This window comes from Mangrovicoccus ximenensis, from assembly GCF_003056725.1.
Lineage (GTDB): Bacteria > Pseudomonadota > Alphaproteobacteria > Rhodobacterales > Rhodobacteraceae > Mangrovicoccus > Mangrovicoccus ximenensis.
Genome location: NZ_QBKZ01000016.1, coordinates 240,472 through 256,408, shown reverse-complemented (window position 1 = coordinate 256,408; position 15,937 = coordinate 240,472). Strand labels below are relative to the sequence as shown.

Sequence of the window (15,937 nt, the reverse complement as noted above, 5' to 3'; positions counted from 1 at the left end):
CGCATGGAGGTGCGGCAGGTCCTGGCCAAGCTGCGCAAGGGCGAGACCCTGAGCGAGGCCGAACTGCGCGGCTTCGCGGCCGGGCTGGCCTCGGGCGAGGTCAGCGACGCGCAGGGGGCGGCCTTTGCCATGGGCGTCTGCAAGGGCGGACTCAGCGACGGGGAAACCGCGGCGCTGACCCGCGCGATGCGCGATTCCGGCGAGGTTCTGGACTGGGACCTGCCGGGGCCGGTGGTCGACAAGCATTCCACGGGGGGGATCGGGGACTCCGTCTCGCTGGTGCTGGCGCCGGTGCTGGCGGCGATGGGCTGCTACGTGCCGATGCTGTCGGGGCGGGGGCTCGGCCATACCGGCGGGACGCTCGACAAGCTCGAGACCTTCAGCGGCGTGCGCACCGAGATCGACACCGCGAAGCTGAAGCGGATCACCGGCCGGATCGGCTGCGCCATCGTCGCGGCGAGCCCGAAGATCGCGCCCGCCGACCGCAAGCTCTATGCGCTGCGCGACCACACGTCGACGGTCGACAGCCAGCCGCTGATCATCGCCTCGATCCTGTCGAAGAAGCTCGCCGCAGGGGCGGAGATGCTGGTGCTCGACGTCAAGGGCGGCACCGGCGCCTTCATGAAGAGCCGCGACGAGGCGCAGGCGCTGGCCGAGGGGCTGGTGAAGGTGGCGAAGGCGGCGGGCTGCAAGACCCGTGCGCTGATCACCGACATGAACCAGCCGGTCTGCCCGGCGGTCGGCAATGCGGTCGAGCTGATCGAGGTGCACCGGGTGCTGACCGATCCGAAGCCCGAGCAGCGGCTGTGCAAGATGACGCTGGCGCTGGCGGGCGAGGTGGCTGCGCTTGCCGGGCTCTACCGCACGGCCGAGGAGGGCGGGCGCGCCGCGCTGAAGGTGCTGAGCTCGGGCCGGGCGGCGGACAAGTTCGCGCATATGGTCGCCGAGCTCGGCGGACCGATCGACGTGCTCGACGGCGATTTCCGCGCCTACCTGCCGGAGCCCGGCGTCTGGGCGGGCGGCGACTGCGCCACCGGCGGCAGCGATCTGACGGCGGAGGCGGTGGCCCAGGGGCGCGCGGCGGCCGAGGACATACACCGCATGCTGACGGCGGCCTGACGCAGGGCCGGGGACAGAATGTCTCTGGCCTCTGCCGGAGCTTTGCGCTTGATTGGCCGGAGGCCCGGTGCGAAGGCCTGCGGTGACAATGGACAGCTTGCATCTGACGCCCGAAATCCTGCTGCGCGCCTATGCGATGGGCGTCTTCCCGATGGCCGAGAGCCGCGACGACCCGGAAATCTTCTGGGTTGATCCGCGCCGCCGCGGGGTGCTTCCGCTCGGCGGGTTCCATGTTTCGCGCTCGCTGGCCAAGACGATCCGGCGGGCGGAATTCCAGGTCAGCTTCGACACCGATTTCGCCGGCGTGCTCGCGGGCTGCGCCGATCGCGACGAGACCTGGATCAATGACGCGATCTTCGATCTCTACTGCGAGCTGCACAGCCTCGGCTTCGGCCATTCGATCGAGATCCGCGCGGGCGATGCGCTGGTCGGCGGGGTCTACGGCGTCTGCCTCGGCGGCGCCTTTTTCGGCGAAAGCATGTTCTCGCGCCGCACCGACGCTTCGAAGCTGGCGCTGGCCTATCTGGTCGACCGGCTGAAGGGGCAGGGATTCGAGCTCTTCGACACGCAGTTCGTCACGCCGCACCTGCGGTCGCTCGGGGCGCAGGAGATCCCGCGCCGCGATTACCGGCGGCTATTGGCGCGGGCGCTCGCGGTGCGCGCGCGCTTCGATGCGGCGGCGCCGGTGCCCGCGCCTCAGGAATTGCTGCAGCGGATGAGCCAGACATCGTAGCGCATGTGGTCGAGCGCGTTGAGCGCCGGCGAGGAGGCGACCATCCAGCCCTCGAAATTCGGGTCCGAGCTGCGGCGGTCGCGGATCGTCATGTAGGCATAGGCATCGCCCGAGGGATTGTCCGCGGGCACCCGGCATTCGGCCACGGTCACGACGAGGTCGCGGTAGACCGCGCTGCCGCCGGCCTGGACCTGGAATTCCGTCAGCTCGCCGGACAGCCGGTCGAGGCCGCGCAGGATGGCGAAGCGCTCGGTCTCCACCGGCACCCGCTCCTGGGCCGGCAGGGCCAGCGGCAGCGCTGCGAGGACTGCCGCCGCCAGGAGGCGGGCCAGGATCATTCGTTGCCGCCCACGAACTTCATCAGCAGGCTGATCAGGCTGACCGCGCCCTGGGTGTCGAGGATCTCGTCGCCGGCCTCGTAGTTGTAGGCGGAGCCGCCCGGCAGGATCTCGACGAAATTGCCGCCGAGCAGGCCCTCGGAGGAAATCACGATGGCGCTGTCGTCGGGCAGTTCGATGCCGTTGTTGATCTGCACGGTGGCTTCGGCGCGGAAGGTTTGCGCGTTCAGGTCCATCCCGGTGATCGAGCCGACCTTGACGCCGGCCATGCGGACATCGGTGCCGACGCCGATTCCCTCCGCCGAGCGGAAGCTGGCGGTCAGCGGATAGCCGCTGCTGCTCGACATGCCTCCGGTCGAGCTGAGCGCGTAGAACAGGAAGGCGGCGGCGACCGCAAGCACGGCTCCGCCGACGGCGACTTCGGTGGCATTCTCGGACATGGGTATTCCCTTATTCGGGCGACCAGGCGTCGTAGTCGCTGCGGGCGGCAGGGGCGGGCTGGCGGATCGAGCCCGCAGGCGCGTAGGCCATGACCGTGCCGGTCAGGTTCTCGGTATGCGGCTTTTCCCAGGGCTTGTGGGCCAGCGGGCGGTCGGGGGGCGGTTCGTCCCAGGTGTGGTGCAGCCATCCGTGCCAGTCGGGCGACACGCGGCTGGCCTCGGCCTCGCCGTTGTAGATGACCCAGCGGCGCTTGCCGTCCTCGGATTGGTAGAAGATGTTGCCCTGCGCGTCCTCGCCGACCTTGCGGCCGTGGCGGCTGGTGAAGATCTTGGTGCCGAGGGTCTGGCCGTTCCACCAGGTGACGGCCTGCTTGAGCGTGTCGACGAGCGCCATGGGGATCCCTTCTTCCGGACAGCCCAGATATGGACCTGCAACCTTATAATGACCAGTGCCACGCCGTCGCAAGTGGCGGCCGGTCGCGCAGCTGTCCCGAAGATGTGACGCAAAACGGTTTCGGAAAACGAAAAAGCCGCCCAAGGGCGGCTTCGACGTAGTGATGCTGATGCGATCAGCCCTGGCGTGCTTTGAAACGACGCTGGGTCTTGTTGATCACGTACACCCGGCCTTTGCGGCGCACAACGCGGCAGTCGCGATGACGCTGCTTCAGCGAGCGGAGCGAGTTCCGGACCTTCATGGCCTGTCTCCTCATTTCGCGGCGCGTCCGCGCCTGGTTGAAGCCAAAGGCCGCCTTGCGGCGGCCCGTTTCCCGATAAGGCTATGGTGGGCGGTACAAGGTTCGAACTTGTGACCCCTACGATGTCAACGTAGTGCTCTACCGCTGAGCTAACCGCCCACTTGCCTTACGCTTTGCTGTCCGCTTCCCGGTCTGTCCGGCCTTGCCGTCCGTTCCGTTCCGCTGCTGCATCGCGTCGGTGGGGGGCTTCTAGACAGAGTCGCGGGGGGGTGCAAGCCCTTTCGGCAAAGAAAAGAATCTGACTATAAGGAAAGCCTGAGGAGAGCCGATGCAGACGCCCCATTTCGACCTGTACATGCCGGAAACGCTGCTCTCGGGCGCGATTTTCGCTTCCCCCCACTCCGGACGCGGCTATGGCGAGGCCTTCCTGGCGGCTTCCGTGCTTGATCCGCACACGCTGAGATCGTCCGAAGACGCCTTTGTCGACAAGCTGATCGGCGATGCGCCGCGACTCGGGGTGCCTTTGCTGACCGCACGCACCCCGCGCGCCTATGTCGACCTGAACCGCGCCGCCGACGAACTGGATCCGGCACTGATTCACGGGGTCCGGCGGCAGGCGCACAATCCGCGCGTGACCTCCGGGCTGGGCGTGATTCCCCGCGTCGTGGCCGGCGGGCGCGCGATCTACCGCGGAAAGCTGCCGCTGGAAGACGTGCAGAATCGCCTGGCCGAGCACTGGCACCCCTATCACGCGGCGCTGCAGGACCTGCTGGGCAGCCAGAGGGACAGATTCGGGCGGGTGATTCTGGTGGATTGCCATTCGATGCCGCACGAGGCGATCGAACATCACTGCATGTCGATGGACCGGCTGCCCGATGTCGTGCTCGGCGACCGCTTCGGCGCCTCGTCCGATCCGGATGTCACGGCGGCGATCGAGGCGGTGTTCGAATCGGAGGGGCTGGCGGTGGCGCGCAACACGCCCTTTGCCGGGGCATACATCTCGCAGCGCTATGGCCGTCCGTCCTCGCTGCAGAGCGTCGTGCAGGTCGAACTGGACCGGTCGCTCTACATGGACGAGCGGACGCTGGTGCCGCATGAGGGCTTCGCGCGGATGAAGAGGGTGATGTCGCGGCTGATCGCCGAGGTGGCGGGGCTGGCCCGGCCTCAGATGCCGCTGGCGGCAGAGTAGGGATGCCGGGCCCCTCCGGGGGCCGCGGCGCGCGTGTCAGGCCCGGGGTCAGGCGGCGTTGACGACGTCTTTCAGGGCCTTCGCGATGGTGACCTTCACCTGGCGGTCGGCGTCTTTCTTGATCTGCTCGCCGGTGGCCGGGTTGCGGACCATGCGCTCGGGGCGCTCGCGGCAGAAAATCTTGCCGACGCCCGGCAGGGTCACGGCGCCGCCCTTGGCGACTTCCGAGGTGATGATGTCCGCGATTGCGTCCAGCGCAGCCGTTGCGGTCTTCTTGTCGGTTTCCATCGCCTCGGCCACGGCAGCCACGAGCTGGGTCTTGGTCAGCGGTTTGGTCACTGTGTTGTTCCTTGTGCCTGTAAGGTTCTTGGTTTGTCGCCCACCTTAAAACTAAGGGAATCGGCTACTCAATCGCTTTGCGGAGGATTTCGCCCCGATCAGCGGATTTGCCCACAGAAATTGTGCTCCGGGCCCCCTGAGGGGGGCTTCGGGGCCGGATTGCGGTGCAATCCTGTTGCATTTCTGCACCGGTCGCGCAGCCCTCAGAGGAAGGCCGTTTCGTTGAAGCTGCGCAGTTTGCGCGAATGGATTCGCTCCAGAGGCATGTCGCGCAGGATTTCCATCGCCCGGATCCCGATCCTGAGATGCCGCGAAACCTGGGTGTTGTAGAAGTCCGAGGCCATGCCGGGCAGCTTCAGCTCGCCATGCAGCGGCTTGTCCGACACGCAGAGCAGCGTGCCGTAGGGCACCCGGAAGCGGAACCCGTTGGCGGCGATCGTGGCCGATTCCATGTCGAGCGCCACCGCGCGGCACTGGCTGAGCCGCGAGACCGGGCCGGACTGGTCGCGCAGCTCCCAGTTGCGGTTGTCGATCGTCGCCACCGTGCCGGTGCGCATGATCCGCTTCAGCTCGAAATCCTTCAGCTCGGTGATTTCCTCGACCGCCTGCTCCAGCGAGGTCTGGATCTCCGCGAGCGCCGGGATCGGAACCCAGACCGGCAGGTCGTCGTCCAGCACGTGGTCCTCGCGCAGATAGGCGTGGGCCAGCACGAAATCGCCCAGCCGCTGCGAATTCCGGAGCCCCGCGCAATGGCCGACCATGATCCAGGCATGCGGGCGCAGCACGGCGATATGGTCGGTCGCGGTCTTCGCGTTCGACGGGCCGACGCCGATATTGACCAGCGTGATTCCGGCCTGTCCCTCGCGCTTGAGGTGGTAGGTCGGCATCTGCGGCATCTTCGAGAGCCGCATAAGCGCGCCCTCGGGATCGGTGATCTCGGAATTGCCCGGCCCGACGAAGGATGTGTAGCCCGAGTCCGGATCGGCCAGCGCCTTGCGGGCGATCGCCTCGAACTCCTCGACATAGAACTGGTAGTTGGTGAACAGCACGTGGTTCTGGAAATGCGCCGGGTCGGTGGCGGTGTAATGCGCGAGCCTGGCCAGCGAATAGTCGATGCGCTGCGCGGTGAAGGGCGCGAAGGGAATCGAGCCGTCCTCCATCGTCACCGCATAGCCGTTGACGATGTCGTCATTGGTCGTGGCCAGGTCCGGCACGTCGAACATGTCGCGCAGCGGGAATTCCAGCGCGCCTTCCTGCGGCACTTTCTGTCCGGCGGCGGCGAAATGGATCGGCATCGGCGTCGACGACCAGCCGACCTGCACCGGAATGCCGTGGTTGCGCAGCAACAGGCCGATTTGCTGGGTCAGGTAGCCCTCGAACAGGTCGGGGCGGGTGATCGTGGTGGCATAGCGCCCGGGCTCGGTCACATGGCCGAAGCTCAGCCGGCTGTCGGCCGAGGCGTAGCTGGTCATCACCGCGCGGACTTCGGGATAGTAGGCGCGGTACCGGGTGCCTTGCGTGCCGCCGGCGACGGCAGCGGCGAAGCGGTCCCGGAGGAAATCCCGGGCTTCGTCATAGAGGTCCCTGAGGCAGGCGACGGCCTCGGCGGCATCGGAAAAGGTGCGGTGCGGCCGGTCGGTCGGCGTCTCGAGGGGCAGGGTCTGGGTCATCGGGTCTCCTGTCGCGGCGGATGTCGCCGGCCTGGGATCAGGCTGGCACAGGGCCTGCTGAAGTGACAAGGGATAAGCCCATGACGGCGCGCCGCAGGCAGGGCCGGGCCAGCAGAGGAGAGGCAGCAATGACCATCGTGATCCACCACAACCCGAAATGCGGCACCTCCCGCAAGGTGCTGGAGGCGGTCCGCGCCGCCGGGCACGACCCGGTCGTGGTCGAGTACCTGAAGACCGGCTGGACCAGGCCGCAGCTGCAGGCGCTGTTCGCGGTGGCCGGGATCGCGCCCTCCGAGGCGCTGCGCACCAAGGGCGGCCGGGCGGCCGAGCTGGGGATCGACGGACCGGATGCCGATCCCGAGGCAGTGCTCGACGCGATGGTGGCCGAGCCGGTGCTGGTCGAGCGGCCCATCGTCGCCTCGCCGAAAGGCGTCCGCCTCTGCCGCCCGGCCGAGCGCCTGCAGGAGATTCTCTAGCTCCCCTCGTGGCGGTCCGGTCCGTCCGGGAAGCTGCCTTGGCCGCAATGGGGCAGGCCTTTCCGGACGCAGGCGCCGGGTAGCCTGCCCGCGGGGCTGGATGCGCCGGTCCATGGGCGCAGGAGCCGTTCCGCCTCCGGCCGGCGGCGGCATTTTCCCGGCCTGCGGAGGGACCTCCCGGTTCGCGCGCGGGGCGTCCCTGGCGTCGGCATTCCACGTCTGCTTGGAGGCTGTTCGGGGCAGGCGATGCGAATGTCGCATGGCCGGGACCTGCTCCGGGTTCCGTTAGGGCGGGCGGCTGCGTCTCCGGCCCGCGGCGCACGCGGCAAAGGCAGCCGGATGCCAGCCATGCGGTGGGCGCTTCGCGGCCTGGGGCAATACAGGCTGTCCGGCAGGTGGGCCCTGCCTCCAATGTCTGACCGCAGGCGGGAGGGCACGGTTCTCTTTCGCTGTGCTTCCGATGTGCCGGACAGGCATGGGGGGGCGAGGAATCGCGGCGTGCTCCGCTGCTTGGGGCGGGAGCCGCGCCGGATCGGCGGCCGGCGGTCACCTCCCGGTGTGGGCATGCAGGGTTCGGCCACCGCTCCAGTGCGCCTGCATGTGCTTTGGAGGGGGGCGGCCGGGCGGCCGGCGCTTCCCTGGTCCGGGCGCGTCTCTTGGGGGGCCGCGCAACGATCCGGCGCGGCGCTGGAGCATCGCCGGGGACAGCGCGGGGGCGAACCTGGCGCTGGCGGCGATGCTGCGGCTGGCGGGGCAGGGGGCGGACCTGCCCGCGATGGGCCTCTTCTTCTACGGCGTCTTCGGCGCGGATTTCGCGACGCCGAGCTATCTGGAACATGAATTCGGCCCGGGCCTGACCCGGGCGAAGATGCAGCGCTATTGGGACTGGTATGCGCCCGAAGCGGCGCGCGGCAATTCCGAGGTGGCGCCGCTGGCGGCAACGGATGCGGCACTGGCCGCGCTGCCGCCCTTGTACCTGAACGCGGCCGGGCTCGACCCGCTGCGTTCCGAAACCGAAGCCTTGGCAGGGCGGCTCGCCGCGCTCGGGCGCAGCGACCGGTTCGACCTCGTGGAGGGGGTCGTGCACGGATTCATGCAGATGGGCAGCGCCCTGCCGGAGGCGCGGGACGCCTTCGCCGCGGCCGGGGAGGCCTTCGCACGCAAACCCGCTTGAGGAGGCGGGGCAAACAGGGAGGAGGACAGATGAAACTCGCAAGGATCGGGGCGGCCTCGGTGCTGGCCCTCGCCGCCGGGCTGGCGCAGGCCGACAGCACCGTGCATTTCTGGTACCATTTCGACAATGCCGACAACCCGATGGACGCGCTGGTCGCGGAATTCGAGGCGGCCAATCCGGGCATCACGGTCGAGGCCGAGAACGTGCCCTGGAACAGCTATTACGACCAGCTCTACACCGCGATCATCGGCGGCAATGCGCCCGACGCGGCGATGGTCAAGATGTTCGCCCAGCCGCGGCTGGTGGAGATGGGCGCGTTGGAGCCGATCGACGACATGCTCGCATCCTGGGAGGGCACGGACGGGCTGCAGGACAACCTGCTGGAGCTGACCAGGGCGGCCGATGGCAGCCACTACTACCTGCCGGTGCAATATGTCGTCTCTATCTCTATTACCGCGCCGACATGTTCGGGGAACTCGGGCTCGAGGTGCCGCAGACCTGCGACGACTTCCGCGCGGCGGCGCAGGCCCTGACGCGGGACACCGACGGCGACGGCCAGACCGATGTCTACGGCTTCGGCTTCCGCGGCGCCAAGGGCGGGCACGATCACTGGGCCAGCTTCACGCTGGGCCGCGACGGCGTCAGCCTGACCGACGGGCTGAACAGCGAGGCGGGGATCGCGGGCACGCAATTCGTCGCCGACCTGTTCCAAGAGGACAAGGTGTTCCCGCCTTCGGCGCCGAATGACGGCTTCCAGGAGATCATCGGTGCCTTCAAGGCCGGCAAGACCGCGATGACCATCCACCATATCGGCTCCGCCAACGGCATGGCCGAGGCGCTCGGCGACAAGGTTTCGGCCGCGCCGGTGCCGGAATGCGGCGGCGGCCGCTGGACCGCCTTCGGCGACGAAAGCACGGCGGTCCTGTCCTCCGCCTCGGACAAGGAGGCCGCGTGGAAGTGGATCTCCTTCCTGTCCTCGGCGGGCAACAATGCGCGGTTCAACGAGGCGACCGGCCAGCTGCCGGTGGTCAAGGCCGACAGCGAAAGCTGGTCGATGCATCCGCAGCGCTTCGTCGGGGCGACGGTCGACAGCCTGCCCTTCGCGCATCTGCTGCCGAACAGCTCGGCCACGGCGGATTTCGTCAACACCGTCTGGCCGACCGCCATGCAGCGCGTGCTGACCGGCGACATCACCGCGGCGGAGATGAACGAAGAGATCACCGCGCTCTTCGACGACTGATCCCGCCCGCCGGGGCGGCCGCCGCCCCGGCCCGACATCCCCCGATTTCCCCGAAGCGATCCGGACCATGACCGACGCAACCATGACCCATGCCCAGACCCCAGGCGGCAGCCTGCCGCGCCGTTCGCTGTCGCGCCGGGTGCTGCCCTATGCGATGCTGTCCCCGGCCGTGATCGTCACGCTGGCGATCGTCTTCCTGCCGATGGTGCAGACCGCCTGGATGAGCCTGCACGAATACGTGCTGTTCCGCCCGAACAAGTTCGACTGGGTGGGCCTGCAGAATTTCCGCACCGCGCTGGCCGACGAGGTGTTCTGGATCTCGCTCGGCCATACCGTGATCTGGATGGCGGCGACGATCCCGGCGCAGCTGCTCCTTGGCCTCGCCACCGCGATGCTGCTGAACCAGCATTTCCCCTGGCGGCCGCTGGCGCGTGCGCTGATCATCATTCCCTGGGCGCTGCCTTCGGTGGTCATCGCGCTGATGTGGGTCTGGATCTACGACAGCAATTATGGCGTCGCCAACGAGTTCCTGCTCAGGCTGGGGCTGATCCGGCAGGCCATCCCGTGGCTCGCCGATCCCGACACCGCGCTCGGGGCGATCATCCTGACGCTGACCTGGCAGGGCTTCCCGTTCTTCGCGGTGATGCTCCTCGCGGGCCTGCAGTCGATCCCGAAAAGCTATTACGAGGCCGCCTCGATCGACGGCGCCTCCGCCTGGCGGCAGTTCTGGCACATCACCCTGCCGGGCATCTCCGGGGTGATGATGACCGCCGTCCTCCTGCGGCTGATCTGGGTCGCCAACAGCTTCGACGTGATTTTCGTGATGACCGGCGGCGGGCCGGGCTACGCGACCTACACACTGCCGCTCTATGCCTTCGTCAAGGCGCGCACCAACCTGGATTTCGGCTATGGCTCGGCCATCGCGGTGCTCTTCACCATGCTCTTGATGGTTGTCGTCGTGATCTACCTGCGCCGCACCGGAAAGGCGGTGGAGTGATGGCATTGCGCAGGCCCTCCACCCTCCGCCGCATCCTGACCGTCGACCTGCCCATGGCGGCGATCCTGACCTTCACGCTGGGACCCTACCTGTGGATGTTCCTGACTTCGGTCAGCAACGAGGACACCCTCTTCACCGAAGGCCCGTCTCTCGCCGGCGCGACCTTCGCCAACTATGTCCGTCTCTTCGAGACGGTGGGCTTCGGCGCGAACCTGATCGACAGCCTGATCGTCTCGGCGGGGACGGTTGCGGTGGGGCTCTCGCTCAGCGTGACGGCGGCCTATGCCTTCTCGCGCTTCAACTTCCCCGGCAAGCGGCTGCTGATGCTGCAGTTCCTCTTGATCAACATGTTCCCGCTGGTCCTGCTGATCCTGCCGCTCTTCGTGCTCTTCCGGGTGCTGGGGCTCCTGGACACCCATGCGGCGCTGATCATCGCCAATTCGACCGTCGCCATCCCGTTCTCGATCTGGATGATGGTCAGCTACATGAACGGCATCCCGCGCTCGCTGGACGAGGCGGCGATGACCGACGGATGCACGCGGCTGCAGGCGCTGGTGCGCGTCGTGCTGCCGCTCTGCCTGCCGGGGATCATCGCCACCGGCATCTACATCTTCATCACCTCCTGGAACGAGTACCTCTATGCGCTGACCCTCGGCGGCCGCAACGTGCGCACGATCACCGTCGCCGTGCAGACCCTGATCGGCGAGTACGAGGTGCAGTGGGGCCTCTTGACCGCGGGCGGCATCACCGGCGCGCTGCCGGCCACCCTGCTGTTCCTGCTGGTGCAGAAGCGCCTGATCTCCGGCCTGACCCAGGGCGCGGTGAAGGGCTGAGAAAGGACGAGGACTTGGACAACCCCATCGGCATCATTTCCATGCAGTTCACGCGGCCCTTCCGCGGCACGGACCTGCACTATTTCGAAAAAGCGGCTGAGCTCGGCTTCGACTTCGTCGAACTGCTGGTTCCCGAACCGGAAGACGAGTTGCCGCTTGCTGCGGCACGCAAGGCGGCGGAGGAGGCGGGCCTCTTCCTCGTCCTCGCTGCGCGGGTGAACCCGCAGCGCTCCATCGCCTCGGACGACCCCGGCGCGCGGGCGGGAGGGCTGGCCTATCTGCGCCACTGCGCCGAGGCCGCGTCGGAGCTGGGCTGCAGCATCGTCGGCGGGCCGCTCTACGGCGAGCCGATGGTCTTCGCCGGCCGTCCGGTCCGGACGGAAATGTTCCCGCGAGCTCCGCGCCATGCGCGGCGGGGGCACGACCGGACATGGAGACCACGACATCACCGGCGGGCTTGGCCGAGCACCGGATTCCCATTCCGGCGGCCGCGCCTGATTCCGCCTCCGGATGGCGGACCGGATGCCCTGCGGTACCGGCCGATTCGACCGCAAGCGGCGCATCGGGCCATGCTGCCAAAAGCTCGGAGAGACGGATTCAGCATCCGGATGGCATCGGCAGGCCGCCGAAGCCGACCTGCAAAACGGCCGACTGGCACGCGCAGCGATCCGATGCAGCGCCATCGGTCCGGGCACAACCGCGAGCGAGGCCCTGAAGCAGCGCGGATCGCCGGTGGTCCGGTTCGCCTCCCTGATGCGGCGGAAATCTGTGCCATCCGGGCGTCGCACCCGCCAGCAGGCTCGCGGCAGCGCTGCGATCCAGGCGTGCCTGACCATCAAGGCCCTGCTCCTCCCCTCTTGCAGCAAGCCTCCGGGCTTGCGGCGGGCCTGGGGGGCTTCCGGACCGGGCGGGGCCGCGACGGACTTCAGCCCCCGGTCACGCTGCCAGGGGGGACGGACGTGACCATTCCCCATCGCGGCTCAAAGGGGCGGCCGCACCTGCGCATCCCTTCTTGGGCAGCGGACAGCACCGGGACAAAGAAGGACGGCAAGCGGCACAGGCATGGCGCCTCGAAACGGCAATACTGGCAAAAAATTCCCCTCGGGATCGACGGAAAGCGGGCGATGGCGGACAAGTCCACCGGCGCGGGACAGGGGGTGGGCGCGCTGCGCAGCCTCGACTTTCCCGCGTCCCGGAACATCGCACCGATCACGGCCGCGGCGGCGGCCTTCCCGACGAGCGGCGCCTTCGGCCACCAGCTCGAATTCGCGCCGCCCCAGATCCAGCCCGCCACTCAAAGAGAGCCATTCTGCGGCCTTTGCCGGAGCGATGCTGACCGCCGCCCTGCTGCTCTTCGCCTGAGCCCTGGGCGATGTCCGGAACAATCTCGCCACCAGAGCCGAGGCGGCATCGCGACGTGCCGGCCACGGCCGCCCATGCCGCCATGACGGCGGCGGAGCGCGCCATCCTGCACCGTACCGGAGCCGCTCGCGCGATGCCCCTGCGCCTCCGCCAGTTCCGCGGCGCGAGGCGGCGATGCGCCTCGATCAGCAGGAACCCGCCGATCGCCGCGGCGATCACATAGGCCAGGTATGCGGCGTCGCCCTGCGCGATCCCGGGGCGGCGGAACGGCGCGGCAGCGGAGGGCGCCACGCCCCAGAAGCCGGGCCCGCCATTGGGGAAGCGGAAGGTGGAGAAGAGCACCTCCAGCCCGGCCGCCGCCATCAGCGTAATGAGGGCGAGGTAGAGGCCGCGCATCCGCAGCGCCGGCAGGGCGAAGATCCAGCCGACGATCATCGAGGCGGCGGCGGCCACGGCGAGATTGGCCTCGAAGGGCAGCGCGAGCCAGTGGTTCATCCGCAGCATCACCCAGCCGCCGGTGCCCATCAGCGCCACCTGGCCGAGCGACACCATGCCGAGCCGCGCATACATGAAGGCCGTGCCCGAGGCGGCGAGGATAAAGCAGGCGGTCGAGGTCAGCACCTGCTGCCACTGCCCGCCCGCGAAGAGCGGCAGCAGCACCAGCGCGGCAAGGCCCAGGGCCAGCCCGGCAAGGCCCGACGGCGTCGGTCGGAAAACTCCCATCGGATCAGTCCTTCGCGAAGAGGAGCCGCGCGTTGCGCTGCATCAGCATCAGCACGAGGGCGGCAATGACAAAGGGCGCGGTCGGGCGCACGGATTTCAGCACCGGCGACAGGGTCAGAAGCGACTCGGCCACGCCGATCGCCAGCCCGCCCGCCAGCACCAGGCCCAGATTGTCGAGCCGTCCGCAGATCGCCGCCGCCGCCGAGGGGATGACCATGAAGGTGATGATCACCGGATCGAGCCGGATCAGGTCGCCGAACATCAGCCCGGTGAAGCCCGCGATCGCCCCGGCAAGGCCCCAGGCGATGCCCTCGACGCGCAGGATGCGCACGCCGATCATCGCCGAGACGCCGCGGTCATCGGCCAGCGCGCGCATCTGGAGCCCGGTGCGGGTGCGTTCGAGATAGAGCCAGATCGCCGCCACCATGGCCACCGCCGCGCCGACCACGATCAGCCGCGTCACCGTCACCCGCATGCCGAGCAGCTTCAGCCCCATCGCATCGGTCGGCAGCGAGAACTTGCGCACGTCGTCCTCCCAGGCGAAGGCGGTCAGCCCGAGGATCACCAGCGCAAAGCCCAGCGTCGCCACCGCCTTGACCACCGGGTCGCGCCAGGCCAGGCGCGGCGCCAGCAGCCGGCCGTAGAGCAGCGACAGCGCGACCCCGATCAGGATCGCCGCAATCCAGGTCAGCCAGCCGGGCACCGCCCATTGCTGCAGCTGCCAGGCGCACATCACCGCCGCCGCGCCGATCGCGCCGGAAGCGAGGTTCAGCACGCCGGTGGCGCGGTAGAGCACCACGAGGCCGATGCCGCCGAGCGCATAGAGCGACCCGACCGCCAGGCCCGAAACCAGGAAGAGCCCGGTCACCGCCGGCGGCTTGCCCGCGGCCAGGAGCAGATAGGACAGAACCGCAAGCGCAGCAAAGCCCGCATAGGGAATCAAACGTGTCATCGGGCCCTCCTCGGCCAGCGGTTTCGGCGGTCCCCCTCCCCGGGGACCGCCCGCCTGTCTCAGCGCAGGCCGAGCGCGGCCTCGGTCTCGAGGATCGGCGCGAAATATGGGCCTTCGTATTCGAAGCAGTCGCGCACGGTCTCGAAGCCGCCATCCTTCAGCACGACCATCACCCCGGCATGGTTCGGCATGTGCCGGTCGGCATCGCCCACGTAGAACGGCCCGCAGGCGATGTCCGAGGTCTTGCCCGAGATGGCGCGGACCGCCTGCGTCACCGCCGCGCGGTCGCCGAGCGCGTCCGCGGGCATCTCCAGCAGCGCCTCGGTGAAGTAGCGCGCCGCGAGATAGCCCGCCTGGCTGAAGGTGTCGCGCGGATCGTCATCCTCGGCAAAAGCGTCCATCACCGCCTTCCAGTTGAGGTTGTCCGGCCCCTCGCCGTCCAGCGGCGTCAGCTCGGCCGAAACGTAGAGCTTGCCGTCCCAGTAGCTGCCAAGCGCGCCCGGCACCGAGGCGTCATAGAGCGGCGTCGAGGAGATCCAGGTATAGGCGCTGCCCAGATCCTGCTCTTCGGCGGCGCCGAGGATGGCGATGCCGAGACCGGCGGGCAGGTTGACGAGGATCGTGTCCGCGCCCGAGGCCATCGCCTCCAGAAGCGAGGAATTCGCGTCCGGCGCCGAGGGGTTCATCAGCACCGAGCTGCCCGAGAGCCCCTTCGAGGCCATGTAGTCCTCGACCGCGCCGCAGGACCAGTTGCCGCTCGAGGGAATGGCGGTGGCGATGCAGGCGACGGAGGTCGCGCCCAGCTCCTCGACCGCGTACATCGCCGCGCCGACCGACGAGGGCAGCGGCCCCTGGTTGGTGGAGACGATGTTCGGCGTCTCGAAGCATTCCGAGACCGCGCAGGCGGCGGCCATCGCCATCACGCCGGCCTCGGCATAGCGGTTGGCGTTGACGCTCATCTCGACGAAGGAGCCATTGCCGACCAGCGCGACCACGCCCTCGTCGCCGATCAGCTTGGCGGCGGCCTGGGCGGCCAGTTCCGGGTTCCACTGGTCGTTCTCGACCAGGTACTCCACCGGGCGGCCATGGATGCCGCCATTGGCGTTGACGCAGTCGAAATAGGCGGCGGCGGCATCGGTGGCCGAGCTGAAATCGCCCGGCGCCGCATTGCCGTGAATGCCGCCGACCTTGATCGGCGCGCCGGTGGCGGGGCTGCCGGTGGCGGCGCCGCAGGACGGGCCCGCGGCCCCCCTGGCTGCCCGGCAGTCGATCACCTTCGACCGCGGGTTCGAGTTCACCTCGTGGCGCGAACTCGGCACCGGCATGGGCACGGAAAGTTGGTTCTGCGACCCGCAGGCGCCGTGGCAGAAGGGCCAGGTCGAGAACCTGAACCGCCGCGCGCGCCGTTACCTGCCCCGCGGCACCGCGGTGTCGGTGCTCCCAAATCGATCCATGAGGTCGATTTGCGACCGCCTCAACGCCACGCCGAGGAAGTGCCTTGGCTACCGGACCCCGGCCGAGGCTTTCCGCGAGGAACTCGCCGGGTTAATCTGAACCTGAACCGGTGTCGCAACCGGATTAGAACTCACCACGCAAAGCGATAATGTCACCCCGGAACAACGCGAAAGTGTCACTCTCCCTGCTGGTGATAGCGAGG

General features: G+C 68.5%; 16 protein-coding genes, 1 tRNA gene and 3 pseudogenes. 10 read left to right on the top strand and 10 right to left on the bottom strand.

The window, feature by feature from the left end:
* Positions 1–3 precede the first annotated feature (3 nt).
* Both C7T91_RS21490 and aat read left to right on the top strand, forming a co-directional pair.
* The gene (locus C7T91_RS21490) at positions 4–1,119 is read left to right on the top strand and encodes a thymidine phosphorylase (protein WP_108261051.1); all 1,116 of its coding nucleotides are present in this window, start codon (positions 4–6) and stop codon (positions 1,117–1,119) included.
* Positions 1,120–1,207: 88 nt separating this feature from the next.
* Positions 1,208–1,852 (top strand): leucyl/phenylalanyl-tRNA--protein transferase, encoded by a 645-nt coding sequence (gene aat / locus C7T91_RS21485; RefSeq protein WP_108261049.1) that lies wholly within the window; start codon positions 1,208–1,210, stop codon positions 1,850–1,852.
* On the opposite strand, the gene C7T91_RS21480 is transcribed toward aat, so the two are convergent.
* From C7T91_RS21480 to C7T91_RS21460, 5 genes are all read right to left on the bottom strand, one after another.
* The gene (locus C7T91_RS21480) at positions 1,816–2,190 is read right to left on the bottom strand and encodes a DUF2155 domain-containing protein (protein ID WP_108261047.1); all 375 of its coding nucleotides are present in this window, start codon (positions 2,188–2,190) and stop codon (positions 1,816–1,818) included. The two genes, aat and C7T91_RS21480, sit on opposite strands and share 37 nt — an antisense overlap.
* Entirely contained in the window at positions 2,187–2,630 is a 444-nt protein-coding gene (mlaD, locus tag C7T91_RS21475; RefSeq protein ID WP_108261045.1) for an outer membrane lipid asymmetry maintenance protein MlaD, read from the bottom strand. Before mlaD ends, C7T91_RS21480 begins: the two co-directional genes overlap by 4 nt.
* A 10-nt stretch (positions 2,631–2,640) precedes the next feature.
* Positions 2,641–3,024 carry an NADH:ubiquinone oxidoreductase subunit NDUFA12 gene (locus C7T91_RS21470; protein WP_108261043.1) on the bottom strand — a complete coding sequence of 128 codons (384 nt, stop codon included), beginning with the start codon at positions 3,022–3,024 and terminating at the stop codon, positions 2,641–2,643.
* A gap of 175 nt (positions 3,025–3,199) precedes the next feature.
* Positions 3,200–3,325 (bottom strand): type B 50S ribosomal protein L36, encoded by a 126-nt coding sequence (ykgO, locus tag C7T91_RS21465; RefSeq protein ID WP_010141322.1) that lies wholly within the window; start codon positions 3,323–3,325, stop codon positions 3,200–3,202.
* An 84-nt stretch (positions 3,326–3,409) separates the two neighbouring features.
* Positions 3,410–3,484 (bottom strand) — tRNA-Val (locus C7T91_RS21460).
* A 169-nt stretch (positions 3,485–3,653) separates the two neighbouring features.
* Between C7T91_RS21460 and C7T91_RS21455 the strand changes: the two genes are divergently transcribed.
* Positions 3,654–4,514: an N-formylglutamate amidohydrolase gene (locus C7T91_RS21455; protein ID WP_108261041.1), complete on the top strand. Its 861-nt coding sequence runs from the start codon at positions 3,654–3,656 to the stop codon at positions 4,512–4,514.
* A 48-nt stretch (positions 4,515–4,562) separates the two neighbouring features.
* Here the strand turns inward: C7T91_RS21455 and C7T91_RS21450 are convergent, their stop codons facing one another.
* Both C7T91_RS21450 and C7T91_RS21445 read right to left on the bottom strand, forming a co-directional pair.
* Positions 4,563–4,853 carry an HU family DNA-binding protein gene (locus tag C7T91_RS21450; protein WP_108261039.1) on the bottom strand — a complete coding sequence of 97 codons (291 nt, stop codon included), beginning with the start codon at positions 4,851–4,853 and terminating at the stop codon, positions 4,563–4,565.
* 203 nt (positions 4,854–5,056) lie between these two features.
* Positions 5,057–6,523, bottom strand: a complete 1,467-nt coding sequence (locus tag C7T91_RS21445; protein WP_108261037.1) for an AMP nucleosidase — start codon at positions 6,521–6,523, stop codon at positions 5,057–5,059.
* 128 nt (positions 6,524–6,651) lie between these two features.
* On the opposite strand from C7T91_RS21445, the gene arsC reads away from it, so the two are divergent.
* From arsC to C7T91_RS36485, 6 genes and pseudogenes are all read left to right on the top strand, one after another.
* Entirely contained in the window at positions 6,652–6,999 is a 348-nt protein-coding gene (gene arsC, locus C7T91_RS21440) for an arsenate reductase (glutaredoxin) (RefSeq protein WP_108261035.1), read from the top strand.
* 598 nt (positions 7,000–7,597) lie between these two features.
* Positions 7,598–8,173, top strand: a complete 576-nt coding sequence (locus C7T91_RS21435) for an alpha/beta hydrolase fold domain-containing protein (protein ID WP_236638396.1) — start codon at positions 7,598–7,600, stop codon at positions 8,171–8,173.
* Positions 8,174–8,202: 29 nt separating this feature from the next.
* Positions 8,203–9,413 (top strand): annotated as a pseudogene (locus tag C7T91_RS39830) (ABC transporter substrate-binding protein).
* A gap of 67 nt (positions 9,414–9,480) precedes the next feature.
* A complete protein-coding gene (locus C7T91_RS21425; protein WP_201742187.1) occupies positions 9,481–10,410 on the top strand; it encodes a carbohydrate ABC transporter permease in 930 nt (309 codons plus the stop codon).
* Positions 10,410–11,243 (top strand): carbohydrate ABC transporter permease, encoded by an 834-nt coding sequence (locus tag C7T91_RS21420; RefSeq protein WP_108261031.1) that lies wholly within the window; start codon positions 10,410–10,412, stop codon positions 11,241–11,243. The genes C7T91_RS21425 and C7T91_RS21420 overlap by 1 nt, the downstream gene beginning before the upstream one ends.
* A gap of 41 nt (positions 11,244–11,284) precedes the next feature.
* Positions 11,285–11,560, top strand: a pseudogene (locus tag C7T91_RS36485) (TIM barrel protein); the annotation flags it as partial.
* An 892-nt stretch (positions 11,561–12,452) separates the two neighbouring features.
* Here C7T91_RS36485 and C7T91_RS21410 read toward each other — a convergent pair.
* The 3 genes from C7T91_RS21410 to C7T91_RS21400 are packed head-to-tail and all read right to left on the bottom strand — an operon-like array spanning position 12,453 to position 15,605.
* On the bottom strand, positions 12,453–13,328 hold the full coding sequence (locus C7T91_RS21410) for an ABC transporter permease (RefSeq protein ID WP_108261029.1): 876 nt from the start codon (positions 13,326–13,328) through the stop codon (positions 12,453–12,455).
* Between the two features lie 4 nt (positions 13,329–13,332).
* Positions 13,333–14,280: a branched-chain amino acid ABC transporter permease gene (locus tag C7T91_RS21405; RefSeq protein WP_108261027.1), complete on the bottom strand. Its 948-nt coding sequence runs from the start codon at positions 14,278–14,280 to the stop codon at positions 13,333–13,335.
* 59 nt (positions 14,281–14,339) lie between these two features.
* Positions 14,340–15,605 carry an ABC transporter substrate-binding protein gene (locus C7T91_RS21400; RefSeq protein ID WP_108261025.1) on the bottom strand — a complete coding sequence of 422 codons (1,266 nt, stop codon included), beginning with the start codon at positions 15,603–15,605 and terminating at the stop codon, positions 14,340–14,342.
* Between C7T91_RS21400 and C7T91_RS21395 the strand changes: the two are divergent.
* Positions 15,529–15,834 (top strand): annotated as a pseudogene (locus C7T91_RS21395) (IS30 family transposase); the annotation flags it as partial. The gene C7T91_RS21400 and the pseudogene C7T91_RS21395 overlap by 77 nt on opposite strands.
* Positions 15,835–15,937 lie beyond the last annotated feature (103 nt).